This is a genomic window from Burkholderia cepacia (genome assembly GCF_001718835.1).
In the GTDB taxonomy this organism is placed as follows: Bacteria; Pseudomonadota; Gammaproteobacteria; order Burkholderiales; family Burkholderiaceae; genus Burkholderia; species Burkholderia cepacia_F.
In genome coordinates this window covers 902,459-924,145 of record NZ_CP013443.1, presented here as the reverse complement: position 1 = coordinate 924,145, position 21,687 = coordinate 902,459, and the positions used below count along the sequence as shown (strand labels likewise).

The window sequence follows — 21,687 nt, the reverse complement described above, 5'->3', positions numbered from 1 at the left end:
ATTTCGACGCTTTATTTTTTCTTTTTTTCATGTCCGCCACTCCCCCGCTGCGCATCGCGCTCGTCTGCAACACGGCCTGGGCGATCTACACGTATCGCCACGGGCTGATCCGCGCGCTCGTCGCGCGCGGCGCCGAGGTCGTCGTGATCGCGCCGCACGACCGCACGGTGCCCTTGCTCGAGCAGATGGGCTGCCGCTACGTGGCGCTCGCGGTCGCGTCGAAAGGCACGAGCCCGCGCGAGGATCTCGGCACGCTTGCCGCGCTGGTCCGCCATTACCGCGCGCTGCGGCCCGATCTCGTGTTCCACTACACGATCAAGCCCAACATCTACGGCTCGGTCGCCGCGTGGCTCGCGCGCGTGCCGTCGATCGCGGTGACGACGGGGCTCGGTTACGTCTTCATCCAGAAGAGCCGCGCGGCGAGCGTCGCGAAGCGCCTGTACCGGTTCGCGTTCCGCTTCCCGCGTGAAGTGTGGTTCCTGAACCGCGACGATCTCGCCACCTTCACCGACGAGCAGTTGCTCGCGCATCCCGATCGCGCGCGGCTGCTGCACGGCGAAGGCGTCGATCTCGAACAGTTTGCGCCGGTGCCGCTGCCGGCCGGCAGCGCCCCCGTCTTCATCCTGATCGGCCGCCTGCTGTGGGACAAGGGCGTGCGCGAATACGTGGAAGCCGCGCGCATCGTGCGCGCGCGCTTCCCGAACGCGCGCTTCCAGCTGCTCGGGCCGCTCGGCGTCGACAACCCGAGCGCAATCGGCCGCGCGGATGTCGATGCGTGGGTCGGCGAAGGCATCATCGAATATCTCGGCGAAGCGCACGACGTGCGCCCCCATATCGCGGCGGCCGACTGCGTCGTGCTGCCGTCGTACCGCGAAGGCGTGCCGCGCACGCTGATGGAAGCGTCGGCGATGGGCCGCCCGATCGTCGCGACCGACGTGCCGGGCTGCCGCGACGTCGTCGCCGACGGCGACACGGGCTTCCTGTGCCGCGCACGCGACAGCGCGAGCCTCGCGGAGCAACTGCTTCGCATGATCGAACTCGGAACGGCCGGACGCGACGCGATGGGCGCGCGCGGCCGGCAGAAGGTCGCGGCGGAATTCGACGAACAGCAGGTCGTCGAACGCTACCGGCGCACCATCCATTCGCTAACCGGCATCACCCTCTGAAGGAGCGCATCTGCAATGACCGCTAAAGGCACCATCCTCGTTACCGGCGGTGCGGGCTATATCGGCTCGCACACGGCCGTCGAGCTGCTCGACAACGGCTACGATGTCGTGATCGTCGACAACCTCGTCAACAGCAAGGCCGAATCCGTGCGCCGCATCGAGCGGATCACCGGCAAGACGCCCGCGTTCCATCAGGTCGACGTGTGCGACGAAGCCGCGCTCGCCAAGGTGTTCGACGCGCATCCGATCACCGGCACGATCCATTTCGCGGCGCTCAAGGCCGTCGGCGAATCGGTCGAGAAGCCGCTCGAGTACTACCAGAACAACCTCGGCGGCCTGCTCGCCGTGCTCAAGGTCATGCGCGAGCGCAACGTGAAGCAGTTCGTGTTCAGCTCGTCCGCGACCGTGTACGGCGTGCCCGAGCGCTCGCCGATCGACGAGTCGTTCCCGCTGTCGGCGACGAACCCCTACGGCCAGTCGAAGCTGATCGCCGAACAGATCCTGCGCGATCTCGAGGTGTCCGATCCTTCGTGGCGCATCGCGACGCTGCGCTACTTCAACCCGGTCGGCGCGCATGCGAGCGGGCTGATCGGCGAGGATCCGGCCGGCATCCCGAACAACCTGATGCCGTATGTCGCGCAGGTCGCCGTCGGCAAGCTGGAAAAACTGCGCGTGTTCGGCTCCGACTACCCGACGCCGGACGGCACGGGCGTGCGCGACTACATCCACGTCGTCGATCTCGCGAAGGGCCACATCGCCGCGCTCGACGCGCTCGCGAAGCGCGACGCGAGCTTCGTCGTGAACCTCGGCACCGGCCAGGGCTACAGCGTGCTGGAAGTCGTGCGTGCGTTCGAGAAGGCGTCGGGCCGCCCAGTGCCGTACGAGCTCGTCGCACGCCGCCCGGGCGACATCGCCGAGTGCTACGCGAACCCGCAGGCCGCGGCCGACATCATCGGCTGGCGCGCGACGCTCGGCATCGAGGAAATGTGCGCCGACCACTGGCGATGGCAGGAGGGGAACCCGCGCGGTTTTGTATAATCCGCTGTCCATTTTTCGAGCGATCCCATGCTCAGCTTCGCGTCCGGCTTCATCGTCTCCCTGCTCGTTACGCTGTTCATCGTGCGCTACGCGCACCTTCACGAGAAATTCTCGGTCGACAGCGATCTGGCCGGCGTGCAGAAATTCCACGTGCGGCCCGTGCCGCGAGTGGGGGGCATCGGGATCCTCGCCGGGGTCGTCGTGGCCGCGCTGATCCTGTCCCGGCGCTATCCGACGATCGCCGGCAGCATTCTCGGCATCGCGGCCTGCGGGCTGCCGGCATTCCTGTCCGGCCTCGTCGAGGATCTGACCAAACGCGTGTCGCCGCGCGCGCGGCTGCTCTGCACGATGGGCGCGGCCGCGCTGGCGTTCTGGCTGATGGGTATCGCGGTCAAGCGCATCAGCGTGCCGCCGCTCGATTTCCTGCTCGGCTACGTGGCCATCTCGGCGTTCATCACGGTGCTCGCGGTCGCGGCGCTCGCGAACGCGATCAACATCATCGACGGCTTCAACGGCCTCGCGTCGATGGTCAGTTTCATGATGTTCGCGTCGCTTGCGTACGTCGCGTTCCACGTCAACGATCCGGTCGTGATGTCCGCGTCGATCATCATGATGGGCGCGGTGCTCGGCTTCTTCCTGTGGAACTTCCCGGCCGGACTGATCTTCCTCGGCGACGGCGGCGCGTATTTCATCGGCTTCATGCTCGCGGAACTCGCGATCATGCTCGTGATGCGCAACCGCGAAGTGTCGGCGTGGTACCCGGTGCTGCTGTTCATGTACCCGATCTTCGAGACCTGCTTCTCGATCTACCGGAAGAAATTCATCCGCGGCATGTCGCCCGGCATCCCGGACGGCGTGCACCTGCACATGCTCGTGTACAAGCGGCTGATGCGCTGGGCCGTCGGTACGAAGCATGCGCACGACCTGACGCGGCGGAACTCGCTGACTTCACCTTATCTGTGGCTGCTGTGCCTCGTCGCGGTGATACCGGCGACGCTGTTCTGGCGGCATACGGTGCACCTGTTCGTGTTCGTCGTGCTGTTCGCGCTGACCTACGTGTGGCTTTATCTCAGCATCGTGCGGTTCCGCGTGCCGCGGTGGATGGTAGTGAGGAAGGAGCGGCGGCATCACCATTGAGCGGCCTGCCGGTTGCAACAAAAAAGCGCCTGACGAGGCGCTTTTTTGTTGCTGCGTCCCGCCTACCGGCGGGTCCGGAATTTAGCCGTTCGACGCCGCACGCACCGGCACGCTGTGCAGCACGGGCGCGACGGTCGACTGATACTCGGGCACCCAGCGCCGCAGGTCGCGCCGCACTTCATCGTCGGACAGCACGCGGTGCTGCATCAGCCACGGCAGCAGCTCGTCGAGCAAATTGTCCGGCACTTCGCGCGCCCGCGCGATCCGCAGTTTCGGATGCGGCGTACGCGTCGTCGCCTCGTCGTCCGCGAGCAGCTCCTCGTAGAGCTTCTCGCCAGGCCGCAGCCCCGTGAATTCGATCCGGATCTGCTCTTCCGAGAACCCGTACAGGCGGATCAGGTCGCACGCGAGATCAACGATCTTCACCGGCTCGCCCATGTCGAGAATGAAGATCTCGCCGCCATGCCCCATGCTCGACGCCTGCAGCACGAGCTGCGATGCCTCCGGGATCGTCATGAAGAAGCGCGTGATCTCCGGGTGCGTGACCGTCACCGGGCCGCCCTTCGCGATCTGCTGCTGGAATTTCGGGATCACGCTGCCGGCGCTGCCGAGCACGTTGCCGAAGCGCACGGTCTCGAACTGCGTGCGCCCGCTCGTCTGCTGCAGTGCCTGGCAGGCCATTTCGGCGAGGCGCTTGCTCGCGCCCATCACGTTGGTCGGATTGACGGCCTTGTCGGTCGAGATCAGCACGAAGTGGCGCACGTCGTGGCGGATCGCCGCACGGGCCACGCGGTACGTGCCGAGCACGTTGTTGCGCAGCGCCTGCCATGCGTTGTGCTCTTCCATCAGCGGCACGTGCTTGTACGCGGCTGCGTGGAACACGATGTGCGGCGCGTGGCGCGACATCACCTGGTCGAGCAGCAGCGAATCCTTCGCATCGCCGATGATCGGCAGGACAGGCAGGTCGGGGAAGCGCTCGCGCAGCTCTTCGGTGAGCCGGTACATCGCATATTCGGACAGGTCGAATGCGACGAGTTGCGCAGGCGCGAAGCGCAGGATCTGCCGGCAGAGCTCGGAGCCGATCGAGCCGCCCGCACCAGTCACCATCACGACGCGGCCGCGCAGCAGCGCCTCGACGTGCGGCGTGTCGATCGTCACCGCATCGCGGCCGAGCAGATCCTCGAGATCGATGTTCCGCACCTGCGACAGGAAACCCTGCCCCGGCATCAGCGCGGTCAGCGACGGCAGCACCATCGCCTTCACGCCGGCACGCACGCACAGCGTCGCGACGCGACGCTGCGTTTCGACGGAAGCCGACGGAATCGCGATGATCGCGTACTCGACCTTCATCGCGTCGGTCCAGTGCTTGAGGTCGTTGAACGAGCCGAGCACCTTGTGTCCGTAGATTTCGCGGCCCTGTTTGGCGACGTCGTCGTCGAGCAGGCCGACGAGGCGCCATTCGCCGGAACGCGACAGTTCGCGCGCGAGGCTCGCGCCGGCCGTGCCGGCACCGAGTACCAGCACCGGCTTGCCCTTCCCGACCAGGCCGCCGTACAGGTAATACTCCTTGGTTGCGCGATACAGCGCGCGTGCGCCGCCCATCACCAGGAACAGCATCAACGGCGATACGAGCAGGACCGAGCGCGGAATGATCGGCACGGGCTGGAACATCACGGCACCGATCATCACGATCACGCCGCCGCCCGCAATCGACTTCGAGATCCGCATCAGGTCGGGCAGGCTGGCGAATACCCACAGCCCGCGATACAGGCCGAACAGAACGAACATCAACGCATAGACGGGCAGCACCCACGCGAGCACGACCAGCGACCCGCGCATGAACTCTGGCGGAATACTACCGTTGAACCGGACGAGATAGGCGAACAACCACGCGGCAACAACCGCCGTCAGGTCAAACAGGAAAGCACTCAATGACAGCCAAGATGCTTTGGAACGCAACATCGGCGGGAGACCTCAAGAATTGTTTTCGGTGACCTTCTGAACCCTGTGCCAGCGCGTGTCGATTGCGATTCCGATACACGCCAGGACGCCATACCACGCGACAAACAGCAACCACTGCTGCAACTCGGAACGACTCAGTGCCCACACGGCAACAATTATGCCCGTGAGCATGATGAGGTACCAGTAAATGGCAGTACGTCCATGATCGATGCCCGAACGCACCATTTTTTGGTAATAATGCTCCCGGTGCGCTTGCCAGAACTTTTCTCCGCGTAACAGACGTCTCAAAAGTGTTACAGACGCGTCAGCAATAAAGGGGGCGAACACAAGCGCAGGAAACCAGAGGGGCCAGATCCCGTTGCGCCACCCCCAATAGCCGAACGCGCCGGCCATGAATCCGAGCGGAATCGAGCCCGCGTCACCGAGGAACAGCCTCGCCGGGTGAAAATTGAGCAGAAGAAAGCCCAGTGCCGCGCCGGCGACCGCCGCCCCCCCCGTGACAAGGTCAGGAGACGGATGCGCCCCTCCCAGCGCCGCGGCGGCATATGCGCCGAAGCCGAACAGCGCCATGCCGCCCGCGAGCCCGTCGGCGCCATCCATGAAGTTGTACAGGTTCGTCAGCCAGACCATCGCGAGTCCCACGCCGGCGAGCAGCCACCAGGGTGCGGCGGCCGGATAGACGGCCAACAGCGCAACGACTGCCGCAAGATGCGCCGCGAAGCGCACGCGCACTGGCAGTCCGCGCCGGTCGTCGATCTGGGACAGCGCCGCAAGGCCTGCAGCGGCGGCGGCAATCAGCCACATCCTCGGCGAGAGCCACAGCAGCACGATGACGCACACTGGCACGACACCCCAGCCGCCGACTCGGGGGGTTGGGAGCGCGTGAAGCGAACGGTCGTTCGGAATATCGGTGGCAAGGCGCCATGCGAGTCCGGTCGCGAGCAGCATACGCAGGATCGTCGTCGTCGCGACGGCTGCGGCCAGCGCGACCGCAGCTGCGATCAGCCATGTGGTCATAGCGAATTGCATCTTGCCTATTGTCGAGTGTCGCGCGAACGATACCACGCTGCCGTCGCTTCGAGACCCTGTCGGATCGAATAGGGAGGCGCCCAGCCGATCACGCGCTTGATCCGGCTCGTATCGAGTTGCAGGCTGCCCGTCAGGCGGTCGATCGCTGCGCTACGGCCGGTCAGCTTGCCCATCGCGCTCAGCACACCGGCCGGAACCCGGAAGAGCCGCGCAGGCTTGCCGAGCGCATCGCCGAGCATGCGCAGCAGGTCCGTCACCGTCGGCGCGTCGTCATCGGCGACGTGGAAACAGCCGTGCGCCGCCCGAGGGTCAGACGCGCAGTGCAGCAGCGCATCCGCGAGATTGTCGACGAAGACTAGGCTGCGGCGGGCAGGGATCGCTCCGAGCGGAAGCGGCACCCCTCCCGATACTGCCTCCATCATCCGCAGGAAATTCGCGCGCACTCCCGGCCCGTAGACCAGCGGCGGGCGAACGATCACGACCTCGAGACCGTCGGCCTCGCCGAATTGCGCGAGCTCGCGCTCGGCACGCAGCTTCGACCGCCCGTATGCATCCTGCGGGCTGGGCGCGATATCTTCCGCGAGCGGCACGCCGCCGTCGCCCTCGCCAATCGCCTTGATGCTGCTCACATATACGAAACGCCGCACGCCTTTCGCACGAGCCGCCCGCGCGAGGCGCAGCGTGCCGGCGACATTGGTGGCATCGAACGCGGCGTCGGGATCCGGCGACTCGTCGCGCATCACGTGCACGCGCGCGCCCAAATGGATTACGCAATCCGCATCGAGTCCCGGAGGCCACGCATCGGCGATCCCGTCAAAATCGGGCGCGTCGTGTACCCATTCATGCACGCCCGCGACGCATCCGCCAGGCCGGCGCACGAGTGCCGTCACGGTATGTCCGGCCGCAAGCGCAAGCCGGCAGACTGCGCGGCCGACAAAACCGTTGGCGCCGCTGACGACGATGTCGCTCACAACCACCTCCAGCCGAAGCGATTGTAGAACTTGAAAGCCGATGCTGCGAACATGCGGATGTGCGCGAAGCCTTTGCGTGACGCACCGCCGCCGTGATGGGTCACGCGCACCGACGGGACATAAGCGACCTGCGCGACGTCATGCGCGCGCAAGCTCAGATCGTAATCCTCGAAATAGAGAAAGTAGCGCGGGTCGAATCCTTGTAGGCGCTTCAGCACGTCGGTGCGAAACAGCATAAAGCAGCCGCTAATGATCGGGGGGTTCCAGACGACGGACGTTCCGTCAATGACATCGCGCATTTCGTACCGGGCGAGACGCTCGGCGAACAGTTGCCGGAGGCCCGAGGGCAGGAAACCGCGAACGAATAGGTCGAGCAGCGCCGGATAACGGCGGCAGAGATACTGCTGATTGCCGGTTTCGTCGCCTATCCAGGGCGCCAGCAGACCGACCGCAGGGCGTTCCTCGAAGAAATCGCGCGCCGCAACCAGCGCCTGTTCGTCCAGATCGATGTCAGGATTCAATATTAGATGGAAGCGGTGCGCCGCCTGGTCGATCGCAAGATTGTGGCCACGCCCGTACCCGACGTTGCCGTGCCCCGTCAGCACCCGGCAATCGATGCCTTGGCCCGCAAGTCGATCCGTTACAACCCGCATGTCGTCCAGACCGCCGTTGTCGACCAGGAACAACTCGACCGGATATCCGGGCAAGGCAGCGCGCAAGCGCGCGCATGCCGCGCTCAGGCTGCTCAGCGTCTGCGCGAGCAGTGCAACATCGGGGTGATAGACGACGATGGAAACCGAAAGTCCATGGGCGTGCGAGGACGACGCGCTTGTCAGATTCATGCAGGGTTCGATTGCGCGCTGGCGTGGGTGGATGAAGTATCGGCACACGAATTCTTTTCGTGTGCCACGCAGAGCGCTCGCGCCAATTGTAACCTCACCGACCCGCAGCAACGGAATGGATCTGCCCGGGCATTGAAACGGCCCGGATATGACGAGCATGACACTGTGGTCGCGGGCGACACTCCATGATCGATGCACATTTCTTGCTAGGTGAACTTGTTGTCCGGATGCCGCGATGCAATGAAACGTCGATTCGCGGATTAAAAGAAAACCAGATGACTGTTGCGATCATCATCGGTCGCAGACTCGGGCCAAGGTGTCGGCCTCAGGCGGTCAACCCATGCAGGTCTCGCCGGGTCGCAGCACCGGCATGGGTACAAACCTGCGCCGATTAACTGCCGGATACCGGTTCGGTAACGTCGCTTGCAGGAGAGGGATTCGAATCTGCTGCAGCGAGCAGCGCCAATGCCGAATCGACAATATCTCGTGCATCGATACTCCCGGTACAGATGGGCTTCTCATAGCCGGCAGGACAGATATCCATCCATGTGTCCGTCGACCACCAGCAATTGCCGCATTCCTTCGGTTTGATGTTTGCATTTTGCGGGTAACCGAACCACTCTACGTTGGTCGGCCCGAACATCACCACGCTCTTGACGCCGAGTGTTGCACCGAGGTGTACCAACCCCGACTCACTGTCCAGATGCAACGCTGAATTCGCAAGAATCGACGTGGACTCCTGAAAACTCAGCTTCTTTCTTAGATTGAGATCGACGCCCGGAATATCCGAACCAACCCTGCCACCCAACTGCACGATCGTCAGATCTGGGCGAGCCGCCTTGATGTGACGGACCGCATCGATCCACGTCTGCATTGGCAACGCCTTGGTGGGACGATGGGTTGCCAGCTTGAAATTGTTGTCCCAGCCGTCGTGCACGGTAATGTACCGTCCTGATTGCAAACCGTGGCGCACCGGCACCGCTGCATCGACAGCAAGCGGCAGGCGGTCTCCACCATATGGGATCCCCATCATCTCGTGGAGATAGGTATAACGCTTGTGACCACCGCGAACGGCCAGATCCGCAAATGCGCCGTCCAGCGTTGGATGCGCAGCGATGTACTTATCGATATCCTTGCGAACAGAGTTGACGTTCCCCAACAACCTGATGACCTTCGGCTCATTCCGAATCAGGAATTGATGATCCATATATTCATCAACAAAGGTCACGAACTGGTTAGCTAGCAAGGAAAACGTGTAATACGGGGCAGTCAAATGAAAAGACGCCGCGTGGATGCATTCGCGGAAACCCGGAATAACGGAAAAAAATGGCTCGATAACTTGCGGCGACTGAAAATAAACGTCAAACTGTGCCCCATTATCAAGCAGACGCTGCAAATCACGTATCAGTCGCGCGATGATAAGGGCGTCACCAAGCCCGCCTGTAATTCGAATGGAATAGATCATCCGGCGGGCGGCAAGCCCGCCGCTGCTGCCGGCTTCCTGCAATCGCACAGCGATCTGATCGACCAAAGCGTCGACTTCCGCCTCTCTCGGGAACAACTTCCGTCCTCGTCCAAACATCATCATTTTCATGGACTCAATAATCCGACAATAAGCAAGTTTGGCAAAAAATACCGCCCCGTGCTTTGCCAGATATGCAAAAACGATTGGAGCCGGATAAAAGCACCGAAAATCGTGGTACCGCTGCGTCAAGCGGCGAAAAAAGGGATTACCCCCCTCTCGCAAGTCGACAGTGCGCACGCGATTAATTTTCTCACGCCTCACATCACGCATCAGACCCTCTTCCACACATGAATATCCACGCCAACTGATCTTCATAAAACTCGAAGGCAGCTCAAATCACGAAGCCGCATGCGGTCCAACACCAGCAAAACCCAATATCAAGCCTCATTCCCGCCTGGATCATCCACACCGGCAGGTACGCCGCGATGCCGACCTCCACAATCACGTGATCACTGCTGCCAATGAAGCCGGCACCCTGTGTCACGATCATGCATTCAGACATGCCGCGTCAATTCGTCGACCGAAATCGGGGTGGTACCGAATTTCCCGACGACAATCCCTGCCGCGGCATTTGCCAGACGCGCAGCGGCCTCGATATCGAGTCCGCTTCCGAGTGCTGCAGCCATCGTGGCGATCACCGTATCGCCCGCACCGGAGACATCGAAAACTTCTCGCGCCTGCGTCGGGATATGGATATGCCGCCCCTCGAGAAACAGGCTCATTCCCTCTTCCGAACGCGTGACGAGCAGGCTCTGCAATTCCAGTTCGTCGCGAAGCGCGAAAGCCCGACGCTCGAAATCTGCCTCGTCGACCCAGCGCCCGGCCACCGTGGCAAATTCCTCACGGTTCGGCGTAACCGCCGTGGCGCCGCGATAAGCGGAATAGTCCGACCCTTTCGGATCGATCAGAATGGCAACCTTGGTCTTGATCGCGCACTCCATCATCGTCCGCAGGTGCGACAGCCCGCCTTTACCGTAATCGGAAAAGACGACAGCGTTCGCCGAGGGAAGCCGGTCGCAAAACATGTCCACCAGCGGCAGCAGTATCTCGTGATCCGGACGCTTCTCGAAATCGGCCCGAACCACTTGCTGGTTGCGCGCCACGAGGCGCAGCTTGACGATCGTCGGTAGCGATTTGTCGCGCAACAGCGCGCATTGCACGTTGCTGTCTTCAAGCAGCCTTTGTAACGTTTGCCCGTCGTGATCATCGCCAACTACCGACAGCAAAGTGGAGCGCCCCCCGAGGCCAACTACGTTGAGGGCAACGTTCGCAGCACCGCCAGGCGTCTCTCGCACCGATTGGACGTGCACAACCGGCACCGGCGCTTCGGGAGAAATCCGTGTACTGTCGCCGAACCAGTACCGGTCCAGCATCGCGTCGCCCGCGACAATAACATTGGCGGAAGAGAGGGAATGAGCAGCCATCTGTAATCAGGTCTTGAGAAATTCTTGCGATCAGAAATCAAAAAAGGATGTCCGGGCACGCCATGCTTGCACGGATCAACCGGACACCTGCTCCCCCGAAGGTGAATACTGGCACCCCGCATATGCATCCGTCGCACGCGCTGCGGCTCCGTCACACGTTGCGTGATAGGCTTGTGCCAGCTTGCGCCCATGAAGGCGGGCAGGAACTTCGATGAATCGATACGACAACTCGGACAGGATGAGCGTGACCACGATGAGCGCCACCGTGATCACGCAGAGATCCGCGACATTTTGCCGATCCAGATGAGCAAGTGGCCCGACACGAAGTCCCACTCCGATCACCACCCCGTGCACGAGGTAGATCGCATAAGAACGATCCCCGACCCACGACATGACACGGCCCAAGACGCCACCGACACCGAGATAGCCTTTGTCGAAGCTTGCGACGAAAACCAGGGCGCCAGAGGCCAAGGCTATGATCGACACGTCGAACGGCACCGAATACAGCAACTGCGTCGCCGAAATCGCGGTCAGCATGACTCCGAGCAACAGCCATGCATAGTGACGCTTGCGCAAAAATGTCGGCTCGATGAGCGCCTTGTCGAGATTGCCATTCCAGAGAATTGCGATCAGCACGCCCCAGGCAAACGCATCGCTACGGACAAACCACGACAGGTCGCTCGAATTCGCCACTCGAGCGAAGAAAACCTGCGCCACGACAAGCGCTATCATCAGCGCGACAACCCAACGCCGCGAAACGAACAGCAACAAGGGCGCCGCGACGAGATAAAACTGCTCCTCCAGAGACAAGCTCCAATACTGGCTCCAGAATTCATTCTGCATGCCCAATCCTGCTTTCGAGCGCCATACCTGGATATTGGTCACGTTGAGCACGGAACCGATCACGCTCGCACAGTTGGCACGCAGTGCTTCTCCACCCCGATAATGCGGATCGAAGATCATCATCGCGACGAACGGCACCAGAAGCCAGAACCAGGCAGCGGGCCAGAGGCGCCAGGCGCGGCGAATCCAGAATTCAACCAGCGCCTTTACCTTCTCGGCGGTTCCCGATAACGCAGCCAAGTTGCGTAAAATGGAGTGCGCAATGACGTAGCCGGAGATGGCGAAAAACAGATCCACCCCTCCCCAGAAGGAAAAGTAGCCGCTGGAAAAGCTGTGCACACGAGGCAGATCCCAGACGGCCAGGAGATGCTCGATAAACACGAAGACGATAGCGACACCGCGCAAGATTTCGATGTCGTCATTGCGCTTGCTGCCCAAAACGGCCTGATTGTCAGAATGCACGAATTGCCCCTGCAACACTGCCCGCCTTCTCGCAACCCGAGACATAGCGCGCGTTCAGATCGATCGCTTCGAGTGCCCGGCTGGCAATCTCGGCAGGAGAAATACTGTCTCGGCTCGTACAAACCGGTACCGGATGACCAGCGGCACAGACGTCCAGCCAGCTATCGGTGACCCACCAGCAATTGCCGCAAAGCTTCGGCCTGACATTCACGTTTTGCGGATAGCAAAACCAGTCCACATTGGTCGGCCCGAAAGCGACGACGCTTCGCACACCCAATGATGCAGCGACGTGCACGAGCCCCGACTCCGTATCGATATGAAGCAGGCTCTCCGAAAGAACCGATACCGACTGCAAGAATGTCAGTTTCTTCTTGAGGTTGACGTCGACACCCTCGATATCGCCACCGGTCGCGCCGCCAAGCTGCACGATCTGAATATCCGGACGCTTCGCCTTGATTTCGGCGACGATCTCTTTCCAGGTCTGTTGCGGCAATGCCTTCATCGGGCGATCGGACATCAGCCTGGCCTTGGTGTCCCATCCGTCGTGCACGGTAATGTATTTGCCGACGTCGAGCCCGAGTTGCGGCGGCAATTGCGGATCGACGGGGATATCCAGCGCATCCCCGCGGTAGCACAACCCGATCATGTCGTGCAGGTATGTATGGCGCTTGCGCCCTTGCGGCGCCACGATGTCGGCGAACGCGCCGTCGAGCGCGGGATGCACCGCAATGTACATCTCGATCGACTTTCGCGCGCGCTCCGTATGCGCGACAAGCTCGAGCACTTTCGGCGCCTTTCGCGACAGGAGCTGCGACTTCAGATGCTCTTTGGAAAACGTGACGAACTGATTGGCTAGCAATACGAAGCTATACTGAGCAACGGCTGCGGGAAAAGCATCGATGTCGGTGCATCCACGAAAACCCGGAATCGCCCGGAAGAAGGGCTCGACAGTTTCCGGCGACTGAAAATAGACATCGAACGGCACCGGGCCCAACTCGGCCTGCAGATCGCGCGCAAGGCGCGCGATGATCAGCGCGTCGCCCAGACCGCCCGTGATACGAATCGCATAGGTCAACGCGTCCTCGCGATCGCCACCAAGCAGCCAGCCGCCCCCCCGGCGTGACCAGGAGCGGAGCTTCATCAGTCTCGAAGCGATTGCGGACCGCCCGCGGCTAAAGAAGCGCTCGAGGAAATAGCCGAACACCTTCCACTGGGAATTCGTGGTCGACAACTGCTTGTAGCGCCGAATGCCTCGACGCAAAAACGGAATGCTGTTTTCCTTGGTGTCGATCGAGCGAAGACGCTCCTCCCTCAAGCGGTCCAGGTCGACGTTCACGAGGCGCTCCTTCCATGCATGAAGTCGTCGTAGGCCCGCACGACCTCATGGCTATCACCGAGCATGCGAACGTGGCCCTTGTCGAGCCAGAGCGCCTTGTTGCACATTTCCATGATCGTCGGACTCGAATGCAGCGCCATCACGACTACGCCGGCGCGATCCGAAACCTGCCGCACGCGCGATTTCGCCTTATCCTGAAAGGCACTGTCGCCCACGCCCATCACTTCATCAAGCAGCAGGATATCGGCGTGAACCGCCATCGAAATCGCGAACGCGAGACGCATGCGCATGCCGCTAGAGTACGTACGCACCGGCATGTCGAGGTAGTCGCCGAGCTCCGAGAACTCGCAGATATCACGCTCGTTTTCCTCGACCCATGCACGAGTCTGACCGAGAAACAATCCGCGCAAGCGAATGTTTTGGCGTCCGGTGGAGTTCTCGTCGAGCCCCAGGGTGATGTCGAGCAGCGGGACTGTCTTGCCGGTCCTCACGACCGCACCCTTGGCCGGTTTGTAGATTCCGGCCAGCACACGCAACAGCGTGCTCTTGCCTGCGCCGTTGGCGCCGATCAGCCCGAGCCGGTCGCCCTTCTGGAGACGGAAACTCACGTTCTCGAGCGCACGCACGATCACTACACCATCGTTGCTCTCGGCGAGCCGATTGCCTTTGCCGAACGCCGACAGGTGCTTGCGAAGGGAGCGCCCGTGCACTTCGAATACGGGAAGATCGACGGTAATTTCATTTACTGCGAGTTCAGACATGACTGACCTTTACACCCAATATGCCACTCGATCGGAAACCCGCGAGGCAACCAACATGACGAGCCCCCATCCAACGGCGGCGAGCCCGAGCGCGATCATCCAGCTCGACATTGCAGGCACCTGCCCGAGCAAGGGTGAGCGCACTAGATCCACGAGTGCGGCAAAAGGGTTGATCGTGACCAGCCATTGATGCTTGCTCAGCATCGTCGGCTTCCACATCAGCGGCGTAATATAGAAAAGGATCTGCACTGTCGAAGCAACCAGTTGGGTGACGTCACGATAGCGCGCCGACGTCACCGCGACCATTTTCGCCATCCAGGTCAGGTTGAGCATGAGGACGAGTAGCCCGGGAATGAACAGCGGCAGCAAGTCCGGCCGGCTGATGCCGTACACGGCGAATAACGCGAGAACGATCACGAAGTTGTGCGCGAATATAATCAATTGCCGCCACAGCACCTGTAGTACATAAACCCAGAGGCCGACATCGCTCTGAAGAATATAATTCGCATTGTTGATGTACGCGCCGCAGGCATCATTGAGCACGCCGGAGATCAGCGCCCAGATCACGAAGCCCATGCCGACCAGCGGCAGATAGTCCTTCATCGGCTGACCGAAAAGGGTCCCGTACACGACCCCCATGGAACCGACCATGACGCCCATGCTCACGGTGATCCAGAACGGACCGAGCATCGAACGCGCATAACGCTGACGAATGTCGAGCCAGCCGAGCAGGCTCCAAAGACGCCAAGCCTTGACACCACTGAGAAGGCTGTTGTTGGGAAGTTGAAATGCAGTCATCCAGAATATGTGAAATTGATGTGATCGGCGGTCGTGACACCGTGCTTTTAGCCGACACACACCGTCGGGGCACACGTTCAGCCATCTTTTCATAACGCCGGTGATGCAACGGTCAATCGCGACGCCGAGCCAGCGTCGCCAAAAGAATGCATCCTAGACGCCATGGTCTCCGCAGAAGGGACGATCAGGCGAACACCTGGGTCGACGCGACCCAAACCGGATCAAGGGGGATGGTAGACGGCGCATCAGTATACAACGTCACCCGGGAGCGAAGGAAACTTGTTAAATTCAGTTACGCCCCTTACGTTTAGCGTTGCAGTCGAAAGCTCAGCCTAGCATTCAGCCCTTATCTTTCATTTTCGCAATCTACGTCACTCTCGATCAGGCACTACATGCCTAGATACCCCCACGGCGATCACGCAGCAAACGCCTCGTCTCGCGCGTTGCGCATGCGTCTCGTACCCCACCCCCGAGTTCCGCCGAAAGCATACATGACTAAACGACTACACGAGAAAATTCCGCGAAAAATCAATATCCTACACTGACTTGGTCCGGTCGGCCAGCGCCTGCAACACCTCGTCCAACGAATGTATGACCGTGCAATCGTCAATCAGGCCACCATCCTGCGACGGATCGACCAGCAGGAAGGCTCGACCGACCCCTCCTGCATGGGCAGCTTCGATATCGGTCCGACTGTCGCCAACCATGATGGAGCGATGCATGTCGACATCAAATTCATCACGCGCACTAAGAAACATGCCCGGTTCCGGCTTGCGGCAAGCACACGCGACCCGGTACGCGTCAAGCGGCGCATCGGGATGGTGAGGACAGAAGTAGACCCCGTCGATCGACAAGCCGCGCCTCTTGAATTCACCGATCATCCATTCCGTAAACGAACGAAACACTTCTTCCGAAAAGTATCCACGTCCGACCCCCGATTGGTTCGTAACGATCAACACGCGATAACCCGCGCGATTTGCCGCCCCCACCAACTCGAAAATTCCGGGTACGAACCGGCATTCCTCAGGCCGATGCAAATATCCGGTATCGACATTGATAACGCCATCGCGATCCAAAAACAGTGCAGGCACCATATATTTCTCTCACAGCCATATCGAATATTCAGTTTCCCTGCAAAGCATCGAATTTCAAATATTCGAAGATAAATTGAATCAATACGGCAGACAATCCGCTTTCGAATCCCAATAAAAAATACTCGTCGCGCGATAGTCGCTACCATGTCCGTACGCGAGACAACTCAATGAATTTCGGTCGATGAATGCCGGCTCACTCAACCGATATGCAATCGGCGGAAATCGGCCAGCGGACGATGGTCGTGTCCCGATTGTTCGGAATATCGCATGCCGCCGCCCGCTGTCGCCGGCCGCGCCGCGTCGACACCGTGTGTGCCCCGCACCGGAGCGGCGCAGCGGCGCCATCGCATACGCGCACGCACGCTTCGGCGCTTCAACTGGCGAATGCGCTCTCACGCACCGGCCGACAATGCCGCGTAGGCGGTCGCCAGGTGATAGGGCGTCGTCGACGGCATGTCCGCGCGCGACACCACACCCTGCGCGGTCTTGCACTCGTACCAGCCGCGCGGATGGAGAAACTTAGCGGCGAAACGCTCGATCTGCCGCGCCAGGGTCGGCGAGTTCGGCGAAGGATCGCGTGTGGCGAGTGCACGCAAGTATTCCGTCTGCGCCCAGATGCGCTGTGTCGCATCGATGCATGCTCCTCGCGCGTCGATTGCCGCACATACGCCGCCAGTGAACGAATCGATGCCATGACGCTCCGCGAAGGCATACGCGCGGTCGAGCGCCTGCGGCAGGCCGGTCGACGCGAGCCGAGCGCCGGCCGCGCTGACGAGATAGAACCATTCGAACTGGTGACCCGGCTCGAAACGATTGTCCGGCTCACCGAGCGGCAGTTCCGCAATGCAACCCGTGCCGGCATCCACGAACGTACTTTCGACCGCTTGCGCAACGCGCAGCAGCGCGTCGTCGAATGCGGTATCGCCGAATGCGTCGCTCGCCGCGAGCCAGGCTTCCGTCAGGTGCATCAATGGATTCTGCAGCGATCCGCCCGTTGTGTCAGTGAAATTCTCGTTGCGGGCCGCATCGAGCAGCGCGTCACCCGGATGGCGCGCGAAGCGCTCAACGATCAGCGCAGCGGTCTCTTCCGCGACGCTACGCGCGTCGCAATTACCAGACGCCGTGAAATAAGCCGCGCATGCGAACACGACGAACGCATGCGTGTACAGGTCCTTCGTACGATCGAGCGGCTCGCCGTTCGGATCGATGCTGTAGAACCAGCCGCCGTGGCGGGGATCGCGAAAGCGCTCGCAAAGCGACGCGAAAAGCGTATCCGCGTGCGCAGCATTGCCCGCCTCCGAGAACACGAACAGTTGACGCGCGCAGGCCATCGCGCGGTAACGCACGACGGGCAACGGCATATGCGTGTCCGGCGACACCGCCTCGAACGGCAACCTCAACGCGCGATCGAACCCCGGCCCGAGCCAGATCGGCAGGATAGTCTGCGTGAAGTGACGGTCCAACTGAGCGGCGATGGTAATAGCGGATGCGGACATGACGATAACGACGCGGTAAATTGACGGAAGGCTCGGGCTGTCTGGCGCTAGCCGACGGCAAGGATATAGCAATCGAGTATGAGTGGCGAGAAGACGAAATTTGAGCGTTCAAGCCCAGCAGCGTCAGCGACAAAGCAGTTCGTCCAGCACAAGCTTCACACCATCTTGCCAGTGCGGGCGGTGCAGATTGAAACGATGCCGGAGCCTGCCGCCGTCGAGAACGGAATAGATCGGGCGCACTGCTTGAGTCGGATAATCCAATGCCCTGATTGCATTGATCTTCCCTGTCTTCAGGGTCACGCCGCTTCCTGCCGTCCGCGCACAATCGAAGATTGCCTGGGCAAAGCCGTGCCATGACGTCACACCATCGGCCGTGAGATTGAAGAGGCCGCTGTCGAAGCAGCCCTCCGCGCGCTCGTTCATGCACTGTCGAACGGCATGCGCGGTGACATCGGCAATGAAGCGCGCACTCGTCGGTGCGCCAAACTGGTCGGCAACGACGCTAAGCTCCGGCCGCTCGCACATCAGGCGCAACATCGTCAACAGGAAGTTTGTACCGCGCGCACTGTAGACCCAGGTCGTGCGAAAAATCAGATGATCCGCCCCGGACGCCGCTACCGCCTCGTCACCAAGCAATTTGCTGCGTCCGTATGCATTCTGCGGTGCTGCGATCGCGTCTTCGCGATAGGGCTCGCTCGCCATGCCGTCGAACACGTAATCCGTCGAATAGTGGACGAACAGCGCGTCAATATCACGTGCCGCCTGTGCCAGCGCGCCCACGGCCTCCCCATTGATCGTCGTGGCAAGCGCCTCTTCAGACTCCGCCCTGTCCACGGATGTATAGGCTGCCGCATTGACGATCACGTCAGGGCGTAATTCGCGAACCGCGTCGACCAGTTCGTCCGGACGGCTCAGGTCGGCTGCTGCGCGATCCCATGCGTGCACTGCGCCCAGCACGGACATCGACCGGACCAGTTCCCAGCCGACCTGCCCCCGCGCGCCTGTTACAACTATTTTCATACGAATACCTCCGCATCCGCCAGCGTCGCACCTCGCCCGTCCTTTGCGGACACCAGCGGTGCCGTTTCCATCGGCCAGTCAATGCTAATATGCTCGTCGTTCCAGCGAATGCAGCGCTCGAACTCCGGAAACCAGTAGTCGGTCGTCTTGTACAGAAACTGCGCGGCCTCCGACAGCACAACGAAACCGTGTGCGAAGCCGGGCGGCACCCACAGCTGACGATGATTGTCGGCGGACAGGACGACGCCGACCCATCGACCGAAGCGCGGAGAGCTTTTGCGAATATCAACCGCCACGTCGAACACCTCGCCTTCGACGACCCGAACGAGCTTGCCCTGCGCATGCTCGATCTGATAATGCAGCCCGCGCAGCACACCCTTTCCCGAATGTGAATGGTTATCCTGAACAAATTCGAAGCCGGCCGCCACCTGCTCCGCAAATTCACGCGCATTGAAACTCTCGTAGAAATACCCACGCGCGTCACCGAATACCTTCGGCTCGATGATCTTGACTTCGGGCAGCGTCGTCGTCGTTACTTGGATGGCCATGCGACTTGATCCGTAAGAATGTGTTCTAGATAACGCCCGTAGCCGTTCTTCGACAGTGGGGCAGCGAGCTTGCACAACTGATCCGCGTCGATCCATTTCTTGCGGTATGCGATCTCTTCGGGGCATGCAACGACGAGCCCTTGCCGCTTCTGCAACGTAGCGATGAACGTCGCCGCCTCGATCAGCGAATCGTGCGTGCCGGTATCGAGCCACGCATAACCACGTCCCATGATCTCGACGTCGAGCTTGGAGTCGGCGAGATAACGCGAATTGACGTCGGTGATTTCCAGCTCACCGCGCGGTGAAGGCTTGATATCGGCCGCGATGTCGCACACGCGGTTGTCGTAGAAATACAGGCCGGTCACCGCGTAGTTCGAGCGCGGCACGACCGGCTTCTCCTCGATCGACAGCGCGCGAAATTCCTTGTCGAATTCGACGACGCCGTAACGCTCGGGATCCTGCACGTGATAAGCGAACACCGTCGCGCCCGATTCCTTCGCGTTCGCACGCTCCAATTGCTTCGCCAGGTCGTGGCCGTAGAAGATGTTGTCGCCAAGGATCAGCGCCGACGGATCATTACCGATGAATTCCTTGCCGATGATGAACGCCTGCGCGAGACCATCTGGCGACGGCTGCACCGCGTACTGGATGTTCATCCCCCACTGACTGCCGTTACCGAGCATCGACTCGAAGCGCGGCGTGTCGTGCGGCGTCGAGATGATCAGCACGTCGCGAATGCCCGCGATCATCAGCGTCGACAGCGGGTAGTAGATCATCGGCTTGTCGTACACCGGCAGGAGTTGCTTCGATACGACGTGCGTGATCGGGTACAGCCGTGTGCCGGAACCGCCGGCGAGAATGATGCCTTTACGTGCCATCGACCATGCCCTCAAGTACGTTGCGCGTAATTCGTCTCGACCCACTTGCGATATTCGCCCGACACGACGTCGTCCACCCACGCCTGATTGTCGAGATACCAGTCGACCGTCTTCGCCAGACCGGTCTCGAACGTTTCCGCAGGCTTCCAGCCGAGCTCGCGTTCGAGCTTGCGAGCATCGATCGCGTAGCGGCGATCATGACCAGGGCGATCCGTCACATAGGTGATCTGGTCACGATAGGAGCCGATTGCCTTCGGGCGCGCCTTGTCGAGCAGGTCGCACAGCGTATGCACGACCTCGAGGTTCTTCTTCTCGTTCCAGCCGCCGACGTTGTACGTCTCGCCGGGGACGCCGCGCGCGAGCACTTCGCGGATCGCGCTGCAGTGGTCACCGACGTACAGCCAGTCGCGCACGTTCTGGCCGTCGCCGTACACCGGTAGCGGCTTCCCCGCGAGCGCATTCGCGATCATCAACGGAATCAGCTTCTCGGGGAACTGGTACGGGCCGTAGTTGTTCGAACAGTTCGTCGTCAGCACCGGTAGACCATACGTATGGTGGTACGCACGCACCAGATGATCGGAACCCGCCTTCGTCGCCGAATACGGGCTGTTCGGTGCGTACGGTGTCGTCTCGGAGAATTGCGGGTCGGTGGCCGACAGCGAACCGAACACCTCGTCGGTCGACACGTGCAGGAAGCGGAACGCCGCCTTGTCGGCGTCGTTCAGGCCGTTCCAATGCGCGCGCGCCGCTTCGAGCAGCGTGAACGTGCCGACGACATTGGTCTGAACGAAGTCTGCGGGACCGTGGATTGAGCGGTCGACATGGCTTTCCGCGGCGAAGTGCACGACGGCGCGCGGCGCGTGCTCTGCAAACAGCGCATCGAGCGCAGCGCGGTCGCAGATATCGACGCGCGCAAATACGTGCTTCGGATTCCCGTCAAGCGACTGCAGCGTGCGCAGGTTCCCTGCGTACGTCAGCTTGTCGACGTTGAGCACGGCTTCGTCGCTGTGGTACAGCCAGTCGAGTACAAAATTGGCACCGATAAAACCCGCGCCGCCCGTAACCAGGATCATGAGGCTCCCTCTAGAAATATGCGGTACGCCCAGCCGGGCGCTTGCCGCATGGCATACAGCAAGTGGCAACGCGCGAGCCACATCAGGCCCGGATTTTAACCGGTCGACATGGCCTCCAAAGTCATGAAATGCTAATTTTTTGCGAGGAAAACGATGATTATAGGAAATCGTGCAAAGCAAGAGCCATGCCGCTAACAACTTGATACAACGCTCCGGCCCTGCATCACCGGGAAAAATTCTGTCAGATCAAATGGTTGAAGTGGTATGAAGATTGCCCGCCCGTT

Annotated in this window: 20 protein-coding genes; 3 read left to right on the top strand and 17 right to left on the bottom strand. The window is 61.2% G+C overall.

The window, feature by feature from the left end; all coding sequences use genetic code 11:
• Window positions 1-29: 29 nt before the first annotated feature.
• The 3 genes from WT26_RS07640 to WT26_RS07630 are packed head-to-tail and all read left to right on the top strand — an operon-like array spanning window position 30 to window position 3,341.
• Window positions 30-1,166, top strand: a complete 1,137-nt coding sequence (locus tag WT26_RS07640) for a glycosyltransferase family 4 protein (RefSeq protein WP_059667462.1) — start codon at window positions 30-32, stop codon at window positions 1,164-1,166.
• Window positions 1,167-1,181: 15 nt separating this feature from the next.
• Complete coding sequence (galE, locus tag WT26_RS07635) at window positions 1,182-2,204, top strand: UDP-glucose 4-epimerase GalE (protein WP_059529312.1); 1,023 nt, start codon at window positions 1,182-1,184, stop codon at window positions 2,202-2,204.
• Between the two features lie 27 nt (window positions 2,205-2,231).
• Complete coding sequence (locus tag WT26_RS07630) at window positions 2,232-3,341, top strand: MraY family glycosyltransferase (RefSeq protein WP_069272524.1); 1,110 nt, start codon at window positions 2,232-2,234, stop codon at window positions 3,339-3,341.
• An 81-nt stretch (window positions 3,342-3,422) separates the two neighbouring features.
• Here the strand turns inward: WT26_RS07630 and WT26_RS07625 are convergent, their stop codons facing one another.
• From WT26_RS07625 to rfbB, 17 genes are all read right to left on the bottom strand, one after another.
• The gene (locus WT26_RS07625) at window positions 3,423-5,303 is read right to left on the bottom strand and encodes a polysaccharide biosynthesis protein (RefSeq protein ID WP_069272523.1); all 1,881 of its coding nucleotides are present in this window, start codon (window positions 5,301-5,303) and stop codon (window positions 3,423-3,425) included.
• 12 nt (window positions 5,304-5,315) lie between these two features.
• A complete protein-coding gene (locus WT26_RS07620) occupies window positions 5,316-6,332 on the bottom strand; it encodes an MraY family glycosyltransferase (protein WP_069272522.1) in 1,017 nt (338 codons plus the stop codon).
• 5 nt (window positions 6,333-6,337) lie between these two features.
• Window positions 6,338-7,303, bottom strand: coding sequence for a UDP-glucose 4-epimerase family protein (locus tag WT26_RS07615; RefSeq protein WP_069272521.1), 966 nt, complete (start codon window positions 7,301-7,303; stop codon window positions 6,338-6,340).
• Window positions 7,300-8,145 carry a glycosyltransferase family 2 protein gene (locus tag WT26_RS07610; RefSeq protein ID WP_069272520.1) on the bottom strand — a complete coding sequence of 282 codons (846 nt, stop codon included), beginning with the start codon at window positions 8,143-8,145 and terminating at the stop codon, window positions 7,300-7,302. Before WT26_RS07610 ends, WT26_RS07615 begins: the two co-directional genes overlap by 4 nt.
• A 391-nt stretch (window positions 8,146-8,536) precedes the next feature.
• Window positions 8,537-9,955: a glycosyltransferase family 9 protein gene (locus tag WT26_RS07605; RefSeq protein WP_196222145.1), complete on the bottom strand. Its 1,419-nt coding sequence runs from the start codon at window positions 9,953-9,955 to the stop codon at window positions 8,537-8,539.
• 46 nt (window positions 9,956-10,001) lie between these two features.
• Window positions 10,002-10,160, bottom strand: a complete 159-nt coding sequence (locus WT26_RS37180) for a hypothetical protein (RefSeq protein ID WP_231130464.1) — start codon at window positions 10,158-10,160, stop codon at window positions 10,002-10,004.
• Between the two features lie 4 nt (window positions 10,161-10,164).
• A complete protein-coding gene (rfaE1, locus tag WT26_RS07600; protein ID WP_069269935.1) occupies window positions 10,165-11,094 on the bottom strand; it encodes a D-glycero-beta-D-manno-heptose-7-phosphate kinase in 930 nt (309 codons plus the stop codon).
• A 75-nt stretch (window positions 11,095-11,169) separates the two neighbouring features.
• Entirely contained in the window at window positions 11,170-12,399 is a 1,230-nt protein-coding gene (locus WT26_RS07595; protein ID WP_196222144.1) for an acyltransferase family protein, read from the bottom strand.
• Complete coding sequence (locus WT26_RS07590) at window positions 12,389-13,735, bottom strand: glycosyltransferase family 9 protein (protein WP_069269933.1); 1,347 nt, start codon at window positions 13,733-13,735, stop codon at window positions 12,389-12,391. Before WT26_RS07590 ends, WT26_RS07595 begins: the two co-directional genes overlap by 11 nt.
• Complete coding sequence (locus WT26_RS07585) at window positions 13,732-14,496, bottom strand: ABC transporter ATP-binding protein (RefSeq protein WP_069269932.1); 765 nt, start codon at window positions 14,494-14,496, stop codon at window positions 13,732-13,734. Before WT26_RS07585 ends, WT26_RS07590 begins: the two co-directional genes overlap by 4 nt.
• A gap of 9 nt (window positions 14,497-14,505) precedes the next feature.
• Complete coding sequence (locus WT26_RS07580; protein ID WP_069269931.1) at window positions 14,506-15,294, bottom strand: ABC transporter permease; 789 nt, start codon at window positions 15,292-15,294, stop codon at window positions 14,506-14,508.
• 536 nt (window positions 15,295-15,830) lie between these two features.
• On the bottom strand, window positions 15,831-16,388 hold the full coding sequence (gene gmhB / locus WT26_RS07575) for a D-glycero-beta-D-manno-heptose 1,7-bisphosphate 7-phosphatase (RefSeq protein WP_069269930.1): 558 nt from the start codon (window positions 16,386-16,388) through the stop codon (window positions 15,831-15,833).
• Between the two features lie 392 nt (window positions 16,389-16,780).
• Window positions 16,781-17,884: an AGE family epimerase/isomerase gene (locus WT26_RS07570; RefSeq protein ID WP_069269929.1), complete on the bottom strand. Its 1,104-nt coding sequence runs from the start codon at window positions 17,882-17,884 to the stop codon at window positions 16,781-16,783.
• Window positions 17,885-18,007: 123 nt separating this feature from the next.
• Window positions 18,008-18,904, bottom strand: a complete 897-nt coding sequence (gene rfbD / locus WT26_RS07565; RefSeq protein WP_069269928.1) for a dTDP-4-dehydrorhamnose reductase — start codon at window positions 18,902-18,904, stop codon at window positions 18,008-18,010.
• Window positions 18,901-19,452: a dTDP-4-dehydrorhamnose 3,5-epimerase gene (rfbC, locus tag WT26_RS07560; RefSeq protein ID WP_069272519.1), complete on the bottom strand. Its 552-nt coding sequence runs from the start codon at window positions 19,450-19,452 to the stop codon at window positions 18,901-18,903. Before rfbC ends, rfbD begins: the two co-directional genes overlap by 4 nt.
• A complete protein-coding gene (gene rfbA / locus WT26_RS07555; RefSeq protein ID WP_069272518.1) occupies window positions 19,437-20,330 on the bottom strand; it encodes a glucose-1-phosphate thymidylyltransferase RfbA in 894 nt (297 codons plus the stop codon). Before rfbA ends, rfbC begins: the two co-directional genes overlap by 16 nt.
• Window positions 20,331-20,341: 11 nt before the next feature.
• Window positions 20,342-21,403 (bottom strand): dTDP-glucose 4,6-dehydratase, encoded by a 1,062-nt coding sequence (gene rfbB / locus WT26_RS07550; protein ID WP_069272517.1) that lies wholly within the window; start codon window positions 21,401-21,403, stop codon window positions 20,342-20,344.
• Between the last annotated feature and the right edge of the window lie 284 nt (window positions 21,404-21,687).